Source organism: Salsuginibacillus halophilus (assembly GCF_003014715.1).
Taxonomy (GTDB): domain Bacteria; phylum Bacillota; class Bacilli; order Bacillales; family Marinococcaceae; genus Salsuginibacillus; species Salsuginibacillus halophilus.
Map to the genome: position 1 here is coordinate 224215 of NZ_PYAV01000006.1, position 22253 is coordinate 246467.

A 22253-nucleotide genomic window follows, 5' to 3' on the forward strand; every position below is an offset into this window, starting at 1 on the left:
ATTCTGAATTGATAGGAAGAATGTCAAGCACCTGCGCTCATTTTAGCTGCAGGTGCTTTTTTGTTTCACGTGAAACGTAACGAGTAATTTGATTCAAAAAAGATGTTCGCACAATTTTTAATATTTATTTCTTAAGCACTTTCGGCTTGCCTGTCACAATAAACATGATAAGATGGTAAAAATACAAATTGTCGAGCGGCGCGCATGCTAACGCTCAGTATCACTTTAAGGAGTTGAAGATCGATGCGAAGCGATAAGTTTGAAAAAGAAGGATTGACATTTGATGATGTGCTGCTTCTCCCGGCAAAGTCAGAAATTCACCCGAATGATGTTACTGTAGAGACGACGCTCACAGCTAAGCTCGGATTAAACATTCCTTTAATCAGTGCTGGTATGGATACAGTTACAGAAACTGATCTTGCGATTGCGCTTGCTCGAGAAGGCGGACTTGGGATTATTCATAAAAATATGAGTATTGAAGCCCAAGCGGAGATGGTTGACCTTGTGAAACGGTCAGAGAGCGGTGTGATTAACAACCCTTTCTTCTTAACGGCTGATCGAAAAGTGTACGATGCTGAAGCCCTTATGGGTAAATTCCGCATCTCCGGCGTACCAATTGTCGATGAAGCACAAAAATTGATTGGTATCATCACCAACCGTGATCTCCGCTTTATCAGCAACTATGATGTTGCGATTGCTGAAGTGATGACAAGCACGAACTTAGTTACTGCACCGGTTGGCACAACGCTTGCTGAAGCTGAAAAAGTTATGCAGGAGCATAAGATCGAAAAGTTGCCGCTTGTTAGTGAAAATGACACGTTAGAAGGACTCATTACGATTAAAGATTTAGAAAAAGTAATTGAGTACCCAAATGCAGCTAAAGATACACAAGGCCGCCTGCTTGCAGGCGCTGCTGTCGGCGTTTCTCACGATACGAAAGAACGGGCTGCAGCGCTTGTAGAAGCTGGTGTAGATGCACTTGTTATTGATACGGCACACGGGCATTCCCAAGGTGTACTAGATACTTTGAAAGAATTGCGGGAAATGTATCCTGAAACAGTACTCATCGCCGGTAATGTTGCTACTGCCGAAGGTACGCGTGATTTAATTGAATCAGGGGCAGATGTGGTCAAGGTCGGGATCGGTCCTGGCTCGATCTGCACGACACGAGTTGTGGCCGGTGTAGGTGTGCCGCAGATTACTGCTGTACACGATTGTGCTACTGAAGCGCATAAGCATAATGTACCGATTATTGCTGATGGTGGTATTAAATATTCTGGTGATATAATTAAAGCGTTAGCCTCCGGAGCGCACGCTGTAATGCTCGGCAGTCTGCTTGCTGGTGTAAGCGAAAGCCCGGGCGAGCGCGTCATTTTCCAAGGTCGTCAGTTTAAAGTTTACCGAGGCATGGGTTCACTTGGTGCAATGGAAAAAGGAAGTAAAGACCGCTACTTCCAAGAAGACAATCAAAAGCTTGTCCCAGAAGGGATTGAAGGTCGTATTCCTTATAAGGGACCGCTTGGAGATACGACGCATCAGTTAATCGGTGGTATTCGTGCCGGTATGGGATATTGCGGTACAAAGACACTGCTTGACCTGCGCGAAAACGGCAAATTTGTACGCATCACAAATGCCGGGCTTACTGAGAGCCACCCGCACGATGTACAGATCACAAAGGAAGCACCGAATTACAACCTTTAATTAATTGAGTAAAAAAGCGTACCATTTCCCGGGAAATGGTACGCTTTTTTAGGCTCAAGCAGGTTGGGAATTCGGTCTTTTGCTTCTATGTTTTTCAAAATCGGTATGATAAAATACGTTTTGTATGTCAGCGTGGAGGTGTGAAGATTGAGAAAAACAATGCAAATTGCAGCAGCAGGAACGCTCAGCTTAATGCTCGCGGCTTCACTTGGGAGCACAGCAGCTGCAGAAGGACCTGAATTAGAAGCGGAAGCGGCTATACTTGTCGATGCAGATACCGGGAAAATCGTTTATAAAGAGAATGCAGACACGATTTTGCCGCCGGCAAGTATGACGAAGATCATGACCGAATACTTAGTACATGAAGCAGTAGAAGAAGGTGAAATTGCTTGGGAGGATGAGGTGCCGATTAGTGACAACGTTAGAAGCCTCTCCTTAGCAACAAACTTGTCCAATGTTCCGCTGCGGCAAGATGAAACTTATACCGTGCAAGAGCTGTACGAGGCGCTTGCAATCTATTCAGCCAATGCAGCGACTGTAGCGCTTGCGGAGAAAATCTCCGGCTCTGAAGCGGATTTTGTAGCGGAGATGAACGAAAAAGCAGGCGAACTTGGCATGGAGGAGTATGAGTTTGTGAACTCTTCCGGCTTAAATAACAGTTCGATGCAAGGGCAGCATCCAGATGGAACAGATGAAGACGCTGAAAACATGATGTCAGCACGTGCAACGGCATTGTTGTCTTATCATCTACTTGATGAACACCCGGATGTTCTCGAAACGGCGAGCATAGAAGAAGCATACTTTAAAGAGGGCACTGAAGATGAGATTTTTATGGAAAACTGGAATGAAATGCTTCCAGACGGCCGGCATGCGTATGAGGGTGTTGATGGATTAAAAACCGGATATACATCACTCGCCGGCAATGCTTTCACTGGTACGGCTGAACGGGGAGGACAACGATTTATTTCTGTCGTTATGCGGACCGAGAGTCGGGACGCCCGCTTTGAGCAGACATCCAGTCTTTTGGATTACGGTTTTGATAATTACGCTGAAACCGAAGTTCTTGAAGCCGGATACACACCTGACGAAGAAGTACTGCCTGTAACGCGCGGGGAAGAAGATGAAGTAAGCATAGCAACCGAGGAATCAGTTGAAGTGATGGCACACGAGGACGAAATAGAGGCGTACGAGCCTTCTTTTACGGTGGACGAATCATTATTAAATGATGACGGGGAATTAACAGCTCCGATTGAAGAAGGACAGACCATTGGCTACGTTACTGTGAGCAATACTGGTGAAGCGGATGACGGTTATTTACGAGAAGATATGGCTGAACATAAGCGTGTGCCTGTTAAGACGACAGAAAGTGTCGAGGAAGCCGGCTGGTTTTCATTAACGATGCGCAGTATCGGTGGGTTTTTCTCAGGTGTTTGGAACAGTGCCACAGAAATAGTGCGCAGTTGGTTCTAAAGCCGGAAATCCAGCTTTTCCTGAAATGAAATTAATGTTAAAATATTAAAGCAGGTTAAACGTAGTGTTAAGCAAAATGTACTTTATATTCGTATATCATGGTCAGGAGGAATGGTTTGTGGCAGATACAGGCACGGATCGAGTGAAACGGGGAATGGCGGAAATGCAAAAAGGCGGCGTCATCATGGACGTCGTGAATGCTGAACAGGCAAAAATCGCGGAAGAAGCTGGGGCAGTTGCAGTTATGGCCCTTGAGCGTGTACCAGCAGACATTCGCGCTGCCGGTGGTGTAGCGCGAATGGCGGACCCAACCATCTTAGAAGAAGTGATGGAGGCTGTATCTATTCCAGTCATGGCAAAAGCACGCATTGGTCACATTGCTGAAGCCCGCGTACTTGAAGCGCTCGGTGCAGATTATATTGATGAAAGTGAAGTTTTAACTCCAGCGGACGAAGTTTATCATATCGATAAAAGCGAATATACTGTTCCGTTTGTATGTGGTGCGCGTAATATCGGCGAGGCACTGCGCCGCGTTGGTGAGGGTGCGTCAATGATTCGTACAAAAGGTGAGCCTGGTACAGGAAACATCGTTGAAGCAGTTCGCCATATGCGCATGATGAATTCACAAGTTCAAAAGGTTGTGCACATGTCTAAAGACGAGCTCATGACCGAAGCTAAAGAGCATGGTGCACCTTATGAGCAGCTGCTTGCTGTTCAAGAGCACGGACGTCTGCCGGTTGTTAACTTTGCAGCTGGCGGGATTGCAACGCCTGCAGATGCGGCACTCATGATGCAGCTTGGTTCTGATGGTGTATTTGTTGGTTCCGGCATCTTTAAGTCTGATGATCCAAAAACGTATGCACGTGCGATTGTTGAAGCGACAACGCATTACGATGACTATGCATTAATCGGTAAGCTTTCCAAAGGCCTTGGTAGTGCCATGAAAGGTCAAGAAATTTCCAGCCTTCAACCAGAAGAACGGATGCAGGACCGCGGCTGGTAAAACTTCGATCTTGCAGTGCCGGTTGAGCTTGACGTAAAGGAGCGATTTAACCATGATTCATATTGGTGTACTTGCGCTGCAAGGGGCTGTCAGAGAACACGTAAAAGCGCTTCAAGCTGAGGATACGAACGTGATCGTCGTGAAGCGTCCGGAGCAGTTGGATGAAATTGACGGGCTTGTTCTTCCTGGCGGTGAAAGCACGACGATGCGCCGCCTCATTGATAAATACAACTTTCTTGAGCCGCTTCGCCAGTTCGCAGAAGCCGGTAAACCTGTATTTGGGACATGCGCTGGTTTGATCTTAATGGCGCGTGACATTGATGGTGCAGACAGCGGGCACCTTGGTTTGATTGATATGACTGTGGAACGCAATGCCTTTGGTCGGCAGCGTGAAAGTTTTGAAACGAAGCTTGCGGTTGAAGATGTTGCTGAAGATGTCGAAGCTGTATTTATCCGGGCGCCGCTCATTATAGATGTAGGCGAGGATGTACGCGTTTTAGCAACGTATGGCAATGATATCGTCGCTGCTCGGCAAGGGTTGTTTTTAACGTGCTCTTTTCATCCGGAGTTAACAGCAGATAACCGGCTGCATCAATACTTTGCCGGTATGGTTCGCGAAGTATCCAAAACTGCGCTACAAGCTTAATCGATGAACGTGAAGAAAGACAAAAGTACACGGTACTTGGCACCTACAGAGAGCCGGCAGCAGCTGAAAGCCGGTGGGCCGGACCGTGGAATCCCGTCTGGAGCGGGCTGCTGAAAAAAGTAAGCAGCTCCGGGGCAGGCCCCGTTAGCAAACACAAAGTGGTGCATACTTTGCACAATCAGGGTGGCAACGCGGGTTATGCCTCGTCCCTTTCCGAATTCACAGGGGGACGAGGCCTTTTTTATGCAAATATGGATGAAAGATTTCGAACAAACGTTAAGTGCCTTTGTAATTTTTCTATTATAAAATACAAAGAAAATGATGAAGGAGGAAATCGAATGCTTGATATTAAATATATTCGTCAGCATACAGAAGAAGTTAAAACAAAGCTCAATAAGCGTGGAGAAGAATTAGACAGCCTGGACCGGGTTCTCGAACTCGACGAAAAACGACGCAGTTATATCCAAGAAACGGAAGAATTAAAGCAGCGGAGGAATGAAGTTTCAGAACAGGTTGCTGCTTATAAGCGTGAAAAAAAAGATGCTGCGCATTTGATCGAGGAAACGAAAGAAGTTTCCGGCAAGATTAAAGCCCTTGATGAAGAGCTGCGGCAAATCGATGAGGAGTTAAATACGCTTTTACTTCGTATTCCGAATTTACCGGCAGACAGCGTTCCACGCGGGGAAAACGAAGATGACAATGAACTTGTTCGTACGTGGGGAGAGCAGCCGGACTTTTCTTTTGAGCCGAAACCACACTGGGATTTAGGAACTGAAAACGGCATGCTTGATTTTGAGCGGGCATCAAAAGTTACAGGGAGTCGCTTTGCTTTTTATAAAGGTGCTGGTGCTCGGTTAGAGCGTGCTTTAATGAACTATATGATGGATGTGCATGAAAGTGAACACGGGTATGAAGAAGTCCTTCCTCCTTATCTTGTGAACCGCCCGAGCATGACTGGTACCGGACAACTTCCTAAATTTGAAGAAGACGCTTTTCAAATTCAAGAAGAGGATTACTTTTTAGTACCAACGGCAGAAGTACCGATTACAAACCTGCATAGGGATGAAATCTTAGACGGAGCAGAGCTGCCGTTTAGTTACACAGCTTTTAGCGCCTGCTTCCGTTCGGAGGCTGGTTCTGCTGGTCGCGACACCCGAGGTTTGATCCGCCAGCATCAATTTAATAAAGTAGAACTTGTGAAATTCAGCCGGCCGGAAGACTCTTACGAAGAGCTTGAACGTTTGACTGGGCATGCAGAAACGATTTTACAGCGTTTAGGTCTTGCTTATCGTGTCATGAATATGTGCACAGGAGATCTAGGGTTTACTGCGGCCAAGAAGTACGATATTGAAGTTTGGCTGCCAAGCTATAATGATTATAAAGAGATCTCGTCCTGCAGCAACTTTGAGGCTTTCCAGGCACGTCGCGCGAATATTCGTTTCAAGCGCGAAGCGAAAGGAAAAGCTGAATTTGTGCATACGTTAAATGGCTCTGGCTTGGCGGTGGGCCGTACCGTAGCGGCAATTATAGAGAATTATCAGCAGGCGGATGGCACGATCCATATTCCGCAAGTTCTCCAGCCTTATATGGGCGGCCGTGAAGTTATTGGTGGCTAAAATAAAGCGGTAAGCAGAGAAGCAGTCCATTTTTGTTGAAAAGTGGACTGCTTCAGCGCGTAGACAAACTTTTAAGAAAAGCGGAGGCTGACGTCGCTTTTCGGCGGACGCGTGCCCCTTGAGGGCACAAGTGCGACATCGGTTTGATCTACGCTTACGCTGGATCTCACCGTGTCTTCTTAGCCCCCGTCACCGCCTCAACTTCCTCGGCAGACAACCGCTGTCTGCGGGATTTTCGGCTCGCGCTGTTCCTGGTGGCGTCGCCGCCTATGCTCGTCAGCCTTGCGTCATTTGATGGTCATGAATTGTAGAGAGCCTTTTGGTCAAGCGATATTTAGATGAATCAATTTCATAATGACGCTTCATGAGCGATCAAGCGAACCACATACATTGGAAATGCTTGCTGATCTTTAAATTTACAAGTGACCGAAACGAAAGACCTCGACTCCCAGAGGATGAAGCGCAGGCTGAAGATCCACTTGTTCGAATGGTTTTGATTCGAACAAGTTAGCTGAGGCCAAGCCCTCGGGAAAGCGTCCGTCTGAAAGTGAAGGTTATGTTCATGATTCGGTTTTTTATCCTCATCATGCGGCAGCCAGCGGCTCGGAGCAGTAAGCAGTCCATTTTTGTTGAAAAGTGGACTGTTTTTTACTGATAACGAATTTGTTTGATAAAGTTGCGATTTTCATAAAATTTTATTGTATTGAAAGCGTTTTCGTAATAAGATGACAGTGTAAGACTGAAAAAAATGTAAAAACCTATATACGGTTAGCTTAAAGATGTCAAAACGAGATTGTTAGAAAAGTTCTCAAAGAATTTATAGAAAATTTCATATCGTTTATTGCATTACAGTTTTAAACGTTCTATAATGACGTTAATTCACGCAAAGATTTACGAAATAACAACAAAAATCAAATGATGTATTTCAATTTCGTAAAAAAAAGTTGATATTGTTTCGAATTCTACGGGTCAGAGGGATGTTACATGGATAACCTTGATGAGATGGATATGGAAATATTGAATTACCTTCAGGACAATGGTAAACGCCCGTACAGTGAAATTGCCCGTCTTTTAGATGTTAGTGAAGGGACGATCCGCTCACGCGTGAATAAAATGTTGAAAAACGAAGTGTTTGAATTCATTATTCACACCAACCCGAACAAAGTTGGATTAAATGTGCAGGTCATCGTCGGAATTACCACACAACTCGGGAAGCAGGACGCAGTAGCTGCTCACTTACAGCAGTATCCTGAAGTTCGGTTTGTCGGTGCATTTTCAGGTAAGCATGATTTAATTATACAAGCATACTTTAAAAGCAATGATGATCTCGTCAATTTTGTGAATCACGAGCTCTCCAAAATTGAAGGCGTTATGAATGCTGATGTGAATGTAGAACTTAAGCAATTTAAAGATACATTCTCCTATATTATACCTTAGCAGTATGCTTTTCGCTTTAAATATCCAAAATATTGTTTATTTTAATTGATTTCAAAATATTCAAGGTGGCAGGGGTGTCTTCATGAGCAACGAAAACAACGAAGCGCTATTAGAAGTAGACAATTTAAAAACGTTCTTTTACATAGATGATAAAGTGGCGCGTGCCGTTGACGGTGTCAGCTTCTCTGTCCACCGTGGGGAAACTGTCGCTTTAGTTGGAGAATCCGGCAGTGGTAAAAGTATTACGTCCATGTCAATTATGCAGTTGATCCCGAGTCCTCCGGGAAAAATTGAAGAAGGTTCAGTAAAGCTTGAAGGAAAAGAGCTGTTGAAATTAAGTGAGCGTCAAATGACAAAGGTACGCGGGAATGAAATCGGTATGATTTTCCAAGAACCGATGACGTCATTAAACCCTGTATTTACGATTGGCGAACAGCTTGCAGAGCCGCTTGTGAAGCATAAAGGCATGAAAAAGAAAGATGCCAAAGCGGAAGCTGTGAAACTACTGAAGCGTGTAGGATTTCCAAGGGCTGAAGAAACAGTGAAGGAACATCCGCACCAACTTTCAGGCGGCATGCGCCAGCGCGTAATGATTGCAATGGCACTTGCTTGTGATCCGAAACTTTTAATTGCTGATGAACCAACAACAGCATTAGACGTAACAATACAGGCGCAAATTCTTGATTTGATGCAGGAAATTAAAGAGAAGTACAATTCCGCCATCTTAATGATTACACACGACCTCGGTGTTGTAGCAGAAACAGCCGACCGTGTACTTGTCATGTACGGCGGCCAGGTTGTAGAAAACGCACCTTCGAAAGTACTGTTTACTGAGCCAAAGCACCCTTATACTGAAGGGCTGCTCGACAGTATGCCGGATGTTGGTGATGAGAAAGAACGCTTGGAATCTATTAAAGGTACCGTACCTCCGGCGCATAATTTCCCGGAAGGATGCCGTTTTGCACCTCGCTGCAAGTACGCAATGAAAGAGTGTACCGAAGCTGTGCCAGAGCTGCGTGAAATTGCGCCGAATCATCAAGTCCGTTGTATTCTTTATGAGGACCGGGGAGGCGAGAAGTGATGACAACAGCGAATGAAACAAACAGCGTAAAAGGCACCGACGCAAACCTCGGCGAACCGCTCGTGGAAGTGAATAATGTTAAAAAATACTTCCCGGTAAAAGGCGGCGTCCTTAAACGGAAGGTCGGTGATGTGAAAGCGGTCGATGACATCAGCTTCACAGTGTATAAAGGAGAAACGATTGGTATTGTTGGCGAATCCGGCTCCGGGAAATCAACGCTCGGGCGGATGATTATTCGCCTGCTCGATCCGACAGAAGGAGAAATCCGCTTTGATGGCGAAGATATTACAAACCTCCCACAGCGGAAGATGCGGCCGCACCGGCGCAATATCCAAATGATTTTCCAAGACCCTTACGCATCTTTAAACCCGCGGATGAACATTGGTGAAATTATCGAGGAGCCGATGCTCATTCAAAACATGTTTACAAAACAAGAACGGGAAGAGCGGGTCGTTGATTTGTTAGAGCGCGTAGGTCTTGGCGCAGAAGCACGTAAGAAATATCCGCACGAATTCTCCGGTGGACAGCGGCAGCGTATCGGAATTGCCCGCGCGTTATCGACGCGTCCGCAGATGATTATTGGTGACGAGCCGGTTTCTGCCTTGGACGTATCCGTGCAATCGCAGGTTTTGAATTTAATGGAGGACCTGCAGGATGAGTTTGATTTAACTTATATGTTTATTGCCCATGACTTAAGTGTTGTGAAACATATCAGCGACCGCGTAGGTGTCATGTATCTCGGACGAATGGCTGAGATTGCACCGAAAGATTCATTGTATGACAAGCCGCTGCATCCTTACACGCAGGCGTTGATCTCGGCTGTACCATCAACAAATGTCGAGGAAAAGAAAGAGCGTCAAGTGTTAGAAGGAGACTTGCCGAGCCCGTCAAATCCGCCGGCAGGCTGTCCTTTTCACACGCGGTGCCCGGAAGCGCATGAGCGCTGTAAAGAAAAACGTCCGGAGCTCGCTCATATGGGTGAAGGGCATTACGTTGCCTGCCACTTATATACTGAACCAGGAGAACATGAAACGTAAAGCATATGTTCATGATTATTCTATGTGGGGGGTGACGTTACACGAGAGTCAGCTTGATTAGGGGAGTCACGTAAAGCATTATCTTGATTCAAATCAAAGGGGGAACTAAAGTGAAGCAGAAAAGTTTATGGTATTTGTTGATCGCCATGCTCACTTTCGGACTTTTACTCGCAGCGTGCGGTGGAGATCCGGATGAGTTTGAAGAAGAAGAAGGCGGCGATGGTGTAGACGACGATCCAATTGAAGAAGACGATGACGATGATGACGATGACGCGACTGAAGAAGATGAAGATGGTGATGAAGAAGCAGGTGAACCTCAGGACGGCGGTAACGTAAACCTTGCGATGTACTCCGCGCCTGAACACCAGTTCAACCCAATCTATTACACTTCCAGCTATGATAACAACATCATTGAATTCATGTATGAGTCTTTATTTACACAAGATGAAGATCTTGAGTTCTACAACCAGCTTGCTGAAGATACAGAAATGAATGATGATCAGACTGAGTTTGTTGTAACACTTCGTGACGATGTTGAATGGCACGATGGCGAGCCGTTCACAGCAGAAGACGTAGAGTTCACTTACACGACAATTGCTGATCCTGATTACATTGGTGTGCGTCAAAGCTATGCCGATGACCTTGCCGGCTATGAAGAATTTAATAGCGGCGAAACGGATGAGTTCGAAGGTGTGGAAGCAACAGGCGAACATGAAGTTACGTTCCGCTGGGATGAGCCGACAGTAACAGAACATTATGAAACTGGATTCCCAATCATTCCAAAGCACGTATTTGAAGACTACAATGCAGGTCAGGAGCTTGAAGAAGCTGACGAGTCCAGCGAAGCTGGTCAAATTGTAGGTACAGGACCATTCTCTCTTGAAGAAGTAACAGAAGGTGAATCTTACGTTCTTGAAGCGAATGAAAACTACTGGGGCGGCGAGCCGAACCTTGACACAGTAACTTGGGAAGTTATCGACCAGGCAGTTATGACCGGTCTCCTTGAAAACGGCGACATCCACGGCGTATTTGAGCCGGACGGTGTAGCGCCGACAGACATTGATAATGTAGAACAGCTTGATAACATCACGCTTTATCAGCCACAGGACCTTGGTTATCAGTACCTAGGCTTCAAGATGGCACACCGCCCGTCTGAAGACGTAGAAGCTGGTACTGTAGATACGGATAACTTCGAGCCGAACGAAAAACTTCAGGACAAAGAAGTGCGTCAGGCAATTGCTTATGCGCTTGACCGCGAAGGTATGGTAGAAGGTCTCTTGCACGGTTCTGGTCAAGTCCTTCATGCACCATTCCCTGAAGCTTCCTGGGCTTATGATGAAGATGCACCTGTCCGTTATGATCAAGACCCAGAAGCTGCACAAGAGCTGCTTGCAGAAGCTGGTTATGAAGATGTAACAGACGACGGCTTTGTCGAAGATCCTGATGGTGAAGAATTTGTTTTGAACCTTGAATACCCAACAGGTAACGAACCACGTGAGCGTGCTGCAATCGTTATTCAGGAAAACCTTGAAGAAGTAGGTATCAATGTTGACCTGCAGGATCCACGTGAATTCTCTGCACACGCAGACCGTGTTGAAGAAGATGCACAAGAGATGGATATGTACTTGATGGGCTGGAGCCTTGCTTCCGGCGACCCGGACCCGTCCAACTACTTCCAGTCTGATCAGCCGTACAACTACACGCGCTGGAACGATGAAACAAGTGACCAGCTGCTTCAAGATGCAACAGCAGCGCCTGATGCATTTGAAGATGAGTACCGCGAAGAAGTTTACGCTGAATGGGCAAACCATGTATCTGAGGAACTACCAAAAGTCTTCCTCTGGTCCATGATCAATAACTTCGCCTATGCGGACAGCTTTGGCGGCGTAACTGAGAACCCGGTTAACATGTACAAAGACACTCACGAATGGTACATCGAAGAATAAGTCACTGAAATAGCGTAAGAGGGCGCTTGGTGGTCCTGCCAGGCGCCCTTTTTACGAGTGATGATGCAGGAGGAGGGCAATATGTACAAGTATATTCTGCGGCGCGTACTTGTCTTCATTCCAATGCTTTTCCTCGTCACTGTTATCGTGTTCACCCTTGCTATGCTGGCACCAGGTGATCCTTTAACTGGACAAGTGTTAGACCCAAACATTGACCCGGAAGTATTGGAAGAAAGGCGGGACGCACTCGGATTAAATGATCCACCGCCCGTACAGTATTGGAACTGGCTGCAAGAAGTAGGGCAGGGGAACTTGGGTGATTCTCTGCATTATTCCGGCCGTACCGTTGAAGAATTAATTTTGGCCAGGGTGCCAAACACGATAAATTTAGCGGTCTTTTCATTATTTGTTACGATCGTTGTTGGTCTGCCGCTCGGGATTTATTCTGCGCGTAAACAATATACGCCGGCTGACTATGCAGCGACGACATTTGGTTTCTTTGGTCTTTCGATGCCGAACTTCTTCTTCGGTTTGATTGCAATCTATGTATTTGCCTTCCAGCTTGGCTGGTTTCCGGCCAGGGGGACAGGTGACGGCACGTTATTAAGCACCATTCATCACTTAGTACTGCCGGGGATTACGCTTGGTTTGGCAAGTACTGCAATTTACATGCGTTACATACGTTCGGAAGTGTTAGACGTTATGGGCAGCGACTATATCCGGACGGCGCGTGCAAAAGGTTTGACAGACGGCACAGTTTTGTATAAGCATACGCTTCGTAACTCATTGATCCCGATTATTACATTGATGGGTTTTGAATTTGGTACATTATTAAGTGGTGCGGTTGTTGTTGAAGCTGTGTTCAGCTTTCCAGGTATGGGGCAGTTGTTCTTAACCGGCATTCAAAACAATGACTTCCCGTTAATTATGGGTATCAACTTAGTCGTTGGTATAACCATTCTTGTTGGAAACCTAATTGCTGATATTTTATATGCGGTTGTCGATCCGCGAATTCGCTACGATTGAGGTGAAGTTGTATGAGTGAACCGAGAACTCCAGAAGAACAAACAGACAACCAGCCTAACCCACCTGAACCGAGCGAAGCGCAGGAGCCGACAAAAAACGAGAAGCAGCAAAGTCCGACCGGCATTATCATTCGGCGCTTTTTGAAAAATAAGCTTGCCGTTTTCGGATTAATTATGTTGGTCTTGATTACCACGGTGTCTTTTAGTGCGCCGTTAATTACCGAGCACGACCCGACCAGCACAGATATGTTAAACATTCATGCTGACCCGAGCAGTGAACATATTCTCGGGACAAACGGTGTCGGTCAGGATAACTTCGCCCGCCTACTTTACGGAGGCCAGATCTCAATCCAGATCGGCTTGTACATCGCTGCCATTGTTACAGTAATTGGCGTTGTACTTGGCTCCCTGGCTGGATATTACGGGGGCCGGGTAGATGGTGCGATCATGCGCTTTACTGATTTGTTCCTCGTACTGCCGTTCCTGCTTTTAGTATTAACGGTTGTAACAATTCTGCAGGAGACAACGTTGACTATCTTTGTGATTACACTCGGTTTAATCGTCTGGCCGAATATTACAAGGATTCTGCGAGGAACGTATTTGTCGCTTCGTGAGCAGGAGTTCGTTTTAAGTGCAAAATCCATTGGGGCTTCTGATTTCCGGATCATGCGTAAACACTTGCTGCCAAACGCGGTAGGTCCGATTATCGTTAACGCAACCGTTATTATGGCGCAGATGATCATTTTAGAATCGGCTTTAAGCTTCCTCGGGTTTGGTATCCCGGAGCCGACCCCAACGTGGGGTTCGATGCTTGATGAAGCAAGAAACCTCGGGATCTTAACCGGCCAGCCGCATATGTGGCTGCCACCGGGCTTGATGATTGTATTAACTGTCCTGTCTATTAACTTCATTGGTGATGCTTTACGTGATGCATTTGACCCGAAAAGTAAATCTCGTTAATACGTGACTGTGGGCCCTGACTTGTTCAGGGCCTTTCCCTGTTGATCACAAAAAATTTTTCGAAAGTGGTTGTCATAGTATAAGGGATGTGCTAATATAATCTTTGTCGGAAAAAGTTTATACGGAGGAGTACCCAAGTCTGGCTGAAGGGAGCGGTCTTGAAAACCGCCAGGAGGTTAGCGCCTCGCGGGGGTTCGAATCCCTCCTCCTCCGCCATTTAAAAAGATTTTAAGATTGATGATGACGCACTCAAGCATAACTTTGCGCTGCAGAGTTATGCTTTATTAATGATGATAGGTGCATGGCGGCACCAGTGAAGCACTTGTACTGGGAATACGGGTGTTCTATGATATTTTAAATAGATCAAAATTATGCAAAACAGGTGGTGATTAACGTGGCAGAACAGCAGCCTTACCGCGTTCTGTTGTATTACTTGTTCACACACATTGAAAATCCTGAAGAGGTGACACAGGAGCACTTGGACTTCTGTAAAGACCTTGGGCTGCGTGGGCGTATTCTTATCGCAGAAGAAGGTATTAATGGTACAGTGTCCGGCACGATAGAACAAACGGATGCGTACATGGAAGCGATGAAAAACGACCCTCGTTTTAAAGACATTGTTTTTAAGATTGAGGAATCGGCCGAACACGCATTTAAAAAAATGCATGTCCGCTACCGGAGTGAATTGGTTACACTTCGGATGGACGAAGAGGAATACGTTGATCCGCGCGAGCGTACGGCAGAGCATTTAACGCCGAAAGAGTTTTATGAGGAAATGCAGCGCGACGATGTGGTCATTCTTGATACACGTAATACGTATGAGTATGATCTCGGTCATTTCCGCGGTGCGGTACGTCCGGATATTGAAGCGTTCCGCGAACTGCCGGAATGGATCGAAAACAATAAAGATATGCTTGAAGGTAAGCGTGTGTTAACGTATTGTACCGGCGGCATCCGCTGTGAAAAATTCACGGGCTGGATGCAGGAGTCAGGCATTGAAAACGTTGCTCAGCTTGAAGGTGGAATTATTTCTTACGGGCAGGACGAAGAAGTAGAGGGCCGTCTTTGGGATGGTCAGTGCTATGTATTTGATCAACGCATTAGTGTGCCGGTGAACCAAGTAGAACACGTCGTTGTCGGACGCGATCATTTTACCGGAGAACCGTGTGAGCGCTATGTAAATTGTGCTAATCCTGAATGCGACACGCAGATTCTCGCTTCAGAAGAAAGTGAGTACAAATACATGCGTGCGTGCTGTCACGACTGCCGGGTGCACCCTCGAAACCGTTATATTGCAGCACATGAGCTCTCGAATGAAGAGGTGGAACGCCGGCTGCAGGTGATCGAAAAAGAAAAACAGAACGAGCCGGTAAACACTTAAGTGTTACTTTTATATAATGATGGATTTAACAGCTGGGGCTTTCAACTAAGAAAGCCTCAGCTTTTTCAGTACGAACGCTGAAATTTCTCAATTCATGTCTCGTTTGCTAAAATGAACTTAGATGTTAAACGAAAAGGTCGCGCAAATGTGTTGTGACCTAAATCTTTGGGGGAAGCTCATGTTTTTGGATGCATTTGGTTCTGATTCTTATATATTGCTCGCAGCACTGTTGTTAATCAGCGGTGTCATTGTGGCAAAATTCTCCACCCGCATCGGCGTACCAGCCCTCGTTTTATTTATTCTGGTCGGGATGTTGATCGGTAGTGACGGACTAGGTGTCATTTATTTCGATAACGCAGAAGCTGCTCAAACCATTGGAATATTTGCGCTTATCGTTATCCTGTTTGAAGGTGGTCTGCAAACGAAGTGGTCAACGGTGCGCTCGGTAGCCAAGCCTGCGCTTTCCCTTGCAACATTGGGTGTTTTTCTCACGTCTTCCATCGTAGCTTTTACTGCATGGCTCGTATTTAATATCACTTGGTATGAAGCCTTTTTATTCGGCGCCATTGTAGGTTCAACAGACGCAGCTGCCGTGTTTGCTGCGCTGAAAGAGCGAAACATTAAAGCGCGCCTCGGCGCTACACTTGAAGCTGAATCTGGTACAAACGATCCAATGGCGGTGTTTCTAACATTATCATTTATCGAACTCGCGCTTGGAGACGGAGGCAGCCTAGTGGCAATGGTACCGGACTTCTTTTGGCAGATGGGTGTCGGGTTAGGTATCGGTTATTTGATCGGCCGGTTGAGTTCTTGGGCCATTAATCACATTAACTTAGAATCCAGTGGCTTGTATCCAATCTTTTCAGTTGCCTTTGCGCTGCTTACATACAGCGTCGCCTCCTTTGTCGAGGCGAGTGGCTTTTTAGCAGTTTACGTTGCCGCACTTGTGATAGGAAACTCAGAATTAACATATCGCTACTCTATTTTTCAGTTCAACGAAGGTTTTGCCTGGATGGCACAAATTCTCATGTTTATCATTCTCGGGCTGCTGGCGTTTCCTGAGCAGGTTTTCTCAGTAGAAGTTATTATGTACGGGCTGTTACTCTCGTTTGTGCTCATGTTTATTGCCCGTCCGGCTGCTGTGTTTTTATCAACGCTTGGGATGAAGTTTTCTTTTAAAGAACGTCTCTTTTTGTCCTGGGCTGGACTGCGTGGTGCTGTACCTATCGTATTAGCAACGTTTCCGGTCGTTGCTGGTCTCGAGATGAGCGGTCTATTCTTTAACGTCGTTTTCTTCGTCGTTTTAACATCTGCGCTCATTCAAGGATCGACCATTTCACCGCTTGCAAAAGCCCTCAAGCTGACAGGGCCGAAAAAGGATACGCCGCACCATGCAATCGAATTAATTTCGATCGGTAAAGCTAATGCGGAGATGGTTCAATATAAAGTTGATGAGAATAGTAAAATTGTTGGCCAAAAACTTCATGAAATTCCGTTTCCAAATAAAGCAAATGTGAGTGCGATTGTACGCGATGAAACATTAATCACGCCGTACGGAGAGACAGAAATTCATTCCGGCGATTTTCTCTATATTTTAGTTTCGCGTAAAGAACATGAAGCGCTCAAGCAGGTACTTCATTCCAAACGCACGAAAAAACCGTTGAGAAAGAGCAAAAACACTGGTGGCGTAGAAAATAAAGCAGGTGACAAAAATGAATGATGAAGCTTGGATGGAAGAAGCATTAAAAGCTGCGGATCAAGCTGAAGCACTCGGAGAGGTACCGATCGGTGCCGTGATTGTAAAAGACGGTATGTGCATTGCTTCAGGTTACAACTTAAGAGAAACGACCCAGCAGGCAGAAGCGCACGCGGAAATGGCGGCTATTCAGAAAGCATGTGAGGTGACAGGTTTCTGGCGCTTAGAAGGATGTACATTGTATGTCACCCTAGAGCCATGCCCGATGTGTGCAGGTGCTATCATCCAATCACGAATTGACCGGGTTGTATTTGGTGCATATGATCCAAAAGCGGGTTGTGCAGGTACGCTTTTTAATCTGCTTGAGGATGAGCAGTTTAACCATCAAGCGGAAGTAGCAGGCGGTGTACTTGAGCATGAGTGCGGTGAACGGTTGTCAGCATTTTTCCGTGAGCTCCGGAAAAAACGTAAAAACAAACAGAGCTGACAGCTTGGTCTTAATAAGCTTCTCATGATATCCTTTTAAGAGAAGGTTTTAGATAAAGGAGGGACGTATCATGCGGCCCAACCAGTTTTCCGCAGAAACCGCACAAATGATTGCTGAAAAGCTGAACATGCCAATTGAACATGTGATGCACACACCCCCGCACATTTTGACGGCAAAATTAAGTGAGCTTGAAGAAAAGGAATCGCCGGATGAAGAGGACGAAAAAGCGTAATACGTGTCGAATGCTGTTTCGGTTATTGCATTCAGCCCTTTTTCAAGTTATAATGAGTCTTGCGCTCAAAAAGCGCCTGAACATGCTAACCAATTTGTCGTGCTAAGCGGGGAGGTAGCGGTGCCCTTTTCTCGCAATCCGCTATAGCGAGGCCGAATTCCTTACCCGAGGTCTTTCAACTGTGAGGTCTGACCTGTGCAAGTGGTGTTGACACCCGGGTTCTGCGCAACGGAAACCCGCAAACCCTGTCAGGTCCGGAAGGAAGCAGCAGTAAGCGGCCCCTTCCGTGTGCCGCAGAGTCGCCTGGGTCGAGCAAACTGCACAGGTAACGCTCATGGTTGTTAGATCGAAGGAAGGTGCACGGCATTAAATGATAAAATAAAGCAACGGTCTCCTCTGGGTTCAAGGGGAGGCCGTTTTTTGTAAACTGCGTTTTGAAAACAAAGCGCCGAACAAGTATAATAAAGTTTGAACCGACAAGAGAGGAGGGGACTCACGTGGCTTACCAAGCATTATACCGTGTATGGCGCCCGCAGCAGTTAAGCGATATGGTCGGGCAGGAACATATTACAAAAACTTTGCAAAATGCGCTTGTCAAAGAGCAGCTCTCACACGCTTACTTATTTTCCGGCCCGCGTGGTACAGGTAAAACAAGTGCGGCCAAAATTATGGCAAAAGCAATGAACTGCGAACAAGCGCCAGCACCAGAGCCATGTAATGTCTGCACCGCCTGTACAGGCATTCAAGATGGTTCCGTTGTCGATGTTGTAGAGATTGATGCTGCTTCAAACAACGGCGTGGATGAGATTCGCTATATTCGTGAGCATGTTATGTCCTCTCCTCGCGATGTCCGCTACAAAGTCTATATCATTGATGAAGTGCATATGCTCTCGACGGGAGCTTTCAATGCGCTGTTAAAAACGCTTGAAGAACCTCCAGGCCACGTCGTTTTTATGATGGCAACGACAGAACCGCATAAAATTCCGCTCACGATTTTATCCCGCCTGCAGCGCTTTGATTTTAAGCGGATTACACAACAGGCTTTAATGGATCGTTCGCGCTACATTCTCGAGGCATCCGGCGTGTCAATCGAAGAGCGTGCGCTGGCTGCTGTGAGCCGGGCTGCTGAAGGTGGAATGCGTGATGCACTCAGTCTGCTTGATCAAGCAGTTTCATTTGCAGACGGCACGATTCAAGAAGCTGATGTTTTAGCTTTAACTGGGTCAGTTTCTGGTGCTTTTTTAAGCGATGTTATTGAAGCGATTCGTAAGCAGGAGACGAGTCAGGCAGTAGAGGCGGCTGACAGGTTAATTCAAGATGGTAAAGATCCGCTCCGTTTTATGGAGGATATCATCTATTTTGTGAGAGATCTTTTACTCCATCAGTCTGCACCGGGACTTGAGCATGTCCTGGATCGGGCTGAAGCAGATGAAGGGTTTTCTTCGCTGGCACAAGCGGTTGATGCTTCTTGGTGTTATGATGTCATTGCCGTGTGTAACCAATATTTTCAGGAAATGAAGCAGTCGAACCATCCAAAAATTCATTTAGAACTTGCCTTGATCCACCTTTGCCGTTTGGAGGCGAAGCCAGAGACTGCTGAAGGCGGGGGCGCAGCTGTTGATGCGCTTGAGAAAAAAATTGAGCAGCTTGAAAATGAGATTAGCCGTTTAAAAAGTGAAGGTGTACCTGCAGCCAAAGAGGCGGCAAATCAGACGCAGCCGGAACGCAGCCCACAGCCGCGGCGGCAGACGTCTGGCTCAAAAGATGCCAAACGTGTCGAGGCAATGCTTGCTGAAGCTTCTAAAGAACAGCGGCAGTACCTTCTTGAGCAGTGGGGTAGTGTCTTAGCTCAAGTAAAAAGTCAAAGCGTGCCGGCTCATGCTTGGTTAAGTGATGCAAAGCCGGCGGCTGTCAGTTCTAGTGCATTCACCCTTGTGTTTCAAAATGAGATGCACAGGGGAATGGTGGATACAAAATTCCGGGAGCTTGTTGAACAGACGGTGGCTAAGGCGACCGGTTCCGAACGTGAACTGCTCACCCTGCTGAATCCTCAGTGGGAGAAGCTCGTTGAAGCGTATAAAGAAAGTCCACAGCCTCAACAGCAACCGTCCGGAGATCCGACCGGTGCTGTAAATGATGAAGTTGAAAGCGCCTCTGAAGATCCACTGGTTGATGAAGCTGTAAAACGTTTCGGGGAAGAGCTTATTGAAGTAAAGGATAATTGATTGATTTTATATTGGAGGAGATTTGGATGAAAAACATGGGTAGTATGATGAAGCAGATGCAGAAAATGCAGAAGCAGATGCAGCAGGCACAGGAAGAGCTAAAAGAAAGAACTGTCGAAGCAAGCGCTGGCGGAGGTGCTGTACGAGTTGTAGCAAGCGGTGATAAAAAGATTACAGAAGTCGACATTGATGAAGATGTTGTTGATCCTGAAGATGTAGAAATGCTGCAGGACTTGATCCTTGCTGCAACAAACGAAGTCATGAAAAAGGTAGATGAGCTTGTGGAGCAGGAAATGGGTCAGTTTACTAAAGGTATGAATCTGCCAGGCATGTTTTAAGGAGGGGGTAGGGTGCATTACCCAACACCCATTTCGCGTTTAATTGACGGATTTATGAAACTGCCGGGCATCGGTCCAAAAACGGCAAGCCGCCTGGCATTTCATGTACTTGATATGAATGAAGAAGATGTTTTATCTTTTGCCAAATCGTTAGCTGATGCCAAACGCGAGCTGACATATTGTTCGCACTGTCACTACATTACAGACACCGATCCTTGCCGTATTTGTAACGATACGACGCGAGATGCGGCGGTTGTTTGTATTGTACAGGAGTCTAAAGACGTAATGGCTATGGAGAAAATGCAGGAATACAGTGGACTGTATCATGTACTTCACGGTGCGATCTCACCAATGGATGGCATTGGACCAGAAGACGTTAAAATTCCTGAATTGTTGAAACGTCTGCAAAATGATGAGATTCAAGAAGTGATTATCGCTACAAACCCAACCATCGAAGGTGAAGCTACGGCAATGTATATTTCTCGCATGGTAAAACCGACGGGGATTAAAGTTACGCGCATTGCCCATGGCCTTCCGGTTGGAGGGGATCTTGAATATGCAGATGAAGTAACGTTGTCCAAAGCGATTGAAGGACGCCGGGAATTGTAGGCAGGTGCGTACATGAGATTACGGAAGCGAAAAATTTGCGAACAAGAAAACCGCCGTTTAATCCATCACATTGAGCGGCTAAAGCAGGAGCTCGAGCAGCAGCGCGCTTATTTGGAGATTAGTGTTGATCCACCGTTAGAGACGGTTCGCCAGTTGCAGCTATCGGAAGCAAAATACATGCTTTTGTTAAAAGAGGCCCGCCACCGCGGCATTAGTCGTGGCTAGGCGGGCTTTTCATATACGAGCAGTTCCTTACATATCTTTAAGTGTACAAGTTATGAAAGGGGCGGAGGATATGGATCCGGTGTTGTTTGTAGCACTAGGTGGTTTCTTAGTCTTCTTAGTTTTAATGATAGGCGGTGCAATTCGTCCAGTGCGGTGGGCAGGCAAAGCAGCAGTACGCTTATTCACAGGGGCGTTAGGTTTATTTTTTTTAAATTTGTTCGGATCTTTAATCGATTTTCAATTACCGATTAACATTGTAACTTCAGCTGCTGTAGGTTTTCTCGGTCTGCCGGGTATGCTGCTGCTTATTGCTATTGATACCGTTGTACTTGTGTGACTCGTTCATTTTCAACAAAGCTGTAGGCCGCTTAATCTTGGTCTTCGGCTTTTTTATTAATATAAACTTGTTGACACAAAAATGGTGAACTAATATATTAATGAATCCGCTGCTTCGTGCAGTTCGTCGTCAAACATTTTAAAGCCCAAAAAATTATTGACGCTAAAAACTATGTTTGATACTATTAAAAATCCGCTGACAAAAGTAAATGATTTTGAAGCGAAGGTTGAAAATATCAAAAAAGGTATTGACGACAAGTTAGTCATCTACTATATTAGGAAATCCGCTTCGGAAAGCGGAACACAAACAAAAAACTTTTGATAAGTTATTGACGCTAGTTGTTTTGTTTGATAATATAGTAAATCCGCGCTAAGGAAAGCCCAAAAAAACAACGCTAGGCCATCAAAAGCTAAAGCGTTGCTTATATAGATTCTTTTTAAAAAGTGTTGACTTTTGCACAGAGATCTATTAAAGTATTAAGAGTCCGCTTGAGTGAAAGCGTGAACATGATTTGCCCTTTGAAAACTGAATGAAAGCAAGTGCGCCCGTCAATTTAATTGACGTTAAACGAAACACATCAAATCCCTTCGATTTGATTGGTGCTGAGCATCACTTTATCGGAGAGTTTGATCCTGGCTCAGGACGAACGCTGGCGGTGTGCCTAATACATGCAAGTCGAGCGCGTGAAACCAGTTGATTCCCTTCGGGGATGACGCTGGTGGATCGAGCGGCGGACGGGTGAGTAACACGTGGGCAACCTGCCCTGCAGATCGGGATAACCCCGGGAAACCGGGGCTAATA

General features: G+C 46.0%; 20 protein-coding genes, 1 tRNA gene, 1 rRNA gene, 1 other RNA gene and 1 other annotated feature. All 23 genes read left to right on the top strand.

Features of this window, described 5'->3' with window-relative positions:
- Positions 1-243 precede the first annotated feature (243 nt).
- The gene (guaB, locus tag B0H94_RS07385; protein ID WP_106588619.1) at positions 244-1701 is read left to right on the top strand and encodes an IMP dehydrogenase; all 1458 of its coding nucleotides are present in this window, start codon (positions 244-246) and stop codon (positions 1699-1701) included.
- Between the two features lie 147 nt (positions 1702-1848).
- The gene (locus B0H94_RS07390; protein WP_106588620.1) at positions 1849-3171 is read left to right on the top strand and encodes a D-alanyl-D-alanine carboxypeptidase family protein; all 1323 of its coding nucleotides are present in this window, start codon (positions 1849-1851) and stop codon (positions 3169-3171) included.
- A 118-nt stretch (positions 3172-3289) separates the two neighbouring features.
- Positions 3290-4174: a pyridoxal 5'-phosphate synthase lyase subunit PdxS gene (pdxS, locus tag B0H94_RS07395; protein WP_106588621.1), complete on the top strand. Its 885-nt coding sequence runs from the start codon at positions 3290-3292 to the stop codon at positions 4172-4174.
- Positions 4175-4226: 52 nt separating this feature from the next.
- The gene (pdxT, locus tag B0H94_RS07400) at positions 4227-4820 is read left to right on the top strand and encodes a pyridoxal 5'-phosphate synthase glutaminase subunit PdxT (RefSeq protein WP_106588622.1); all 594 of its coding nucleotides are present in this window, start codon (positions 4227-4229) and stop codon (positions 4818-4820) included.
- A gap of 3 nt (positions 4821-4823) precedes the next feature.
- Positions 4824-5034, top strand: a binding site (T-box leader).
- A 124-nt stretch (positions 5035-5158) separates the two neighbouring features.
- Positions 5159-6436, top strand: coding sequence for a serine--tRNA ligase (serS, locus tag B0H94_RS07405; RefSeq protein ID WP_106588623.1), 1278 nt, complete (start codon positions 5159-5161; stop codon positions 6434-6436).
- Positions 6437-7420: 984 nt separating this feature from the next.
- On the top strand, positions 7421-7873 hold the full coding sequence (locus B0H94_RS07410) for an Lrp/AsnC family transcriptional regulator (protein WP_106588624.1): 453 nt from the start codon (positions 7421-7423) through the stop codon (positions 7871-7873).
- Positions 7874-7955: 82 nt separating this feature from the next.
- Positions 7956-8954, top strand: a complete 999-nt coding sequence (locus B0H94_RS07415) for an ABC transporter ATP-binding protein (RefSeq protein WP_106588625.1) — start codon at positions 7956-7958, stop codon at positions 8952-8954.
- On the top strand, positions 8954-9991 hold the full coding sequence (locus B0H94_RS07420) for an ABC transporter ATP-binding protein (protein ID WP_106588626.1): 1038 nt from the start codon (positions 8954-8956) through the stop codon (positions 9989-9991). Before B0H94_RS07415 ends, B0H94_RS07420 begins: the two co-directional genes overlap by 1 nt.
- A 110-nt stretch (positions 9992-10101) precedes the next feature.
- Positions 10102-11937 carry an ABC transporter substrate-binding protein gene (locus B0H94_RS07425; protein ID WP_106588627.1) on the top strand — a complete coding sequence of 612 codons (1836 nt, stop codon included), beginning with the start codon at positions 10102-10104 and terminating at the stop codon, positions 11935-11937.
- Positions 11938-12018: 81 nt separating this feature from the next.
- On the top strand, positions 12019-12963 hold the full coding sequence (locus B0H94_RS07430) for an ABC transporter permease (protein WP_106588628.1): 945 nt from the start codon (positions 12019-12021) through the stop codon (positions 12961-12963).
- A gap of 11 nt (positions 12964-12974) precedes the next feature.
- Positions 12975-13922, top strand: coding sequence for an oligopeptide ABC transporter permease (gene opp4C, locus B0H94_RS07435; RefSeq protein ID WP_106588629.1), 948 nt, complete (start codon positions 12975-12977; stop codon positions 13920-13922).
- 123 nt (positions 13923-14045) lie between these two features.
- Positions 14046-14138 (top strand) — tRNA-Ser (locus B0H94_RS07440).
- Between the two features lie 178 nt (positions 14139-14316).
- Entirely contained in the window at positions 14317-15303 is a 987-nt protein-coding gene (gene trhO / locus B0H94_RS07445; RefSeq protein WP_106588630.1) for an oxygen-dependent tRNA uridine(34) hydroxylase TrhO, read from the top strand.
- A 178-nt stretch (positions 15304-15481) separates the two neighbouring features.
- The gene (locus B0H94_RS07450) at positions 15482-17023 is read left to right on the top strand and encodes a potassium/proton antiporter (RefSeq protein WP_106588631.1); all 1542 of its coding nucleotides are present in this window, start codon (positions 15482-15484) and stop codon (positions 17021-17023) included.
- Positions 17016-17486, top strand: coding sequence for a tRNA adenosine(34) deaminase TadA (gene tadA, locus B0H94_RS07455; RefSeq protein ID WP_106588632.1), 471 nt, complete (start codon positions 17016-17018; stop codon positions 17484-17486). The genes B0H94_RS07450 and tadA overlap by 8 nt, the downstream gene beginning before the upstream one ends.
- A gap of 70 nt (positions 17487-17556) precedes the next feature.
- A complete protein-coding gene (locus B0H94_RS07460) occupies positions 17557-17718 on the top strand; it encodes a YycC family protein (RefSeq protein WP_106588633.1) in 162 nt (53 codons plus the stop codon).
- A gap of 97 nt (positions 17719-17815) precedes the next feature.
- Positions 17816-18082, top strand: an RNA gene (gene ffs / locus B0H94_RS07465) — signal recognition particle sRNA large type.
- A 133-nt stretch (positions 18083-18215) separates the two neighbouring features.
- Entirely contained in the window at positions 18216-19943 is a 1728-nt protein-coding gene (gene dnaX, locus B0H94_RS07470; RefSeq protein ID WP_106588634.1) for a DNA polymerase III subunit gamma/tau, read from the top strand.
- Positions 19944-19969: 26 nt separating this feature from the next.
- Positions 19970-20281 (top strand): YbaB/EbfC family nucleoid-associated protein, encoded by a 312-nt coding sequence (locus B0H94_RS07475; RefSeq protein ID WP_106588635.1) that lies wholly within the window; start codon positions 19970-19972, stop codon positions 20279-20281.
- 12 nt (positions 20282-20293) lie between these two features.
- Positions 20294-20890: a recombination mediator RecR gene (recR, locus tag B0H94_RS07480; protein WP_106588636.1), complete on the top strand. Its 597-nt coding sequence runs from the start codon at positions 20294-20296 to the stop codon at positions 20888-20890.
- Between the two features lie 12 nt (positions 20891-20902).
- Positions 20903-21115, top strand: coding sequence for a YaaL family protein (locus B0H94_RS07485; protein WP_106588637.1), 213 nt, complete (start codon positions 20903-20905; stop codon positions 21113-21115).
- Positions 21116-21185: 70 nt separating this feature from the next.
- Positions 21186-21452, top strand: a complete 267-nt coding sequence (locus B0H94_RS07490; RefSeq protein ID WP_106588638.1) for a pro-sigmaK processing inhibitor BofA family protein — start codon at positions 21186-21188, stop codon at positions 21450-21452.
- A 614-nt stretch (positions 21453-22066) separates the two neighbouring features.
- Positions 22067-22253, top strand: a 16S ribosomal RNA gene (locus tag B0H94_RS07495); the annotation flags it as partial.